This window comes from Cryobacterium sp. M25, assembly GCF_002929635.1.
Taxonomy (GTDB): domain Bacteria; phylum Actinomycetota; class Actinomycetes; order Actinomycetales; family Microbacteriaceae; genus Cryobacterium; species Cryobacterium sandaracinum.
In genome coordinates, this window is the sequence record NZ_PJJU01000001.1 from 1 (window position 1) to 1,072 (window position 1,072).

At 62.1% G+C, this 1,072-nt stretch carries 1 protein-coding gene; it reads left to right on the forward strand.

Annotation, left to right across the window (positions count from 1 at the left end; all coding sequences use genetic code 11):
- Positions 1-102: 102 nt before the first annotated feature.
- On the forward strand, positions 103-1,072 hold a 970-nt coding region (locus CXY81_RS00005; protein WP_104193591.1), incomplete at its 3' end, for an IS481 family transposase.

The window sequence follows — 1,072 nt, forward strand, 5'->3', positions numbered from 1 at the left end:
TGTTGTTCCCACACAGGTTGTGAGCGTGGCGTGAGCTAAAAAAGTGAGGACCTCCGGTATCGATTGGGTTACCACACTCAACACGATGCAACGGAGGCCCTCATCTCTTACGTTACTCATGCCAACGCCCCGCTGACCCCGGGAGGCCGGCTGAAGCTGGTTCAGCTCGTCGTGAACGACGGCTGGGCTCAAGCCCGGGTCGCCGAACGGCTCCAGGTCTCTCGCGCGACCGTGGCCAAATGGGTTACCCGGTACCGGGCTCAGGGTGGTGCCGGGCTCGTCGACCGGTCGTCGCGCCCGCACTTCTCCCCGAACCAATGTGCTCGGCGCACCGAACGGCGAATCATCGCGCTGCGCTTCACGAGGCGGTGGGGGCCGCACCGCATCGGCTACCACCTGAGGCTGCCGCAATCGACGGTCTCGAAGGTCCTCAACCGGTACCGGATGCCGTTGCTGGGCCATCTAGACCAGAACACGGGCCTGCCGGTGCGCAAACCCAAACCGATTCGGTACGAGAAGAAAACCCCAGGCGAGCTGGTGCACGTTGACGTGAAGAAACTTGGTCGCATCCCCGACGGCGGCGGCCACCGCACTCTCGGCCGCCAAGCCGGCAAACGCAACCGTCAGGCAGGCGTAGGCCACTCATTTCTGCACTCCGCGATCGACGATTATTCCCGGCTGGTCTATTCAGAGATCTTGACCGATGAGAAGAAGGAAACCGCGGCCGGCTTCTGGGGCCGCGCGAACGCGTTCTACGCGACCCACGACATCACTGTGCTGCGCGTCATGACCGACAACGGCTCCTGCTACCGGTCGAAGTTCTTCAACGACGCTCTGGGCGACATTACGCACAAGTTCACCCGGCCCTACCGACCCCAAACCAACGGAAAGATCGAACGATTCCACCGCACCCTCGCCGCGGAATGGGCTTACGCCCACCACTACAACTCAGACGCCGCCCGAGCAGCCACCTACCAAGACTGGATCCATAGCTACAATCACCACAGACCCCATACCGGCATCGGCGGCAAATCACCCATCAACCGTGCTCACAACGTCAGTGGGAACAACA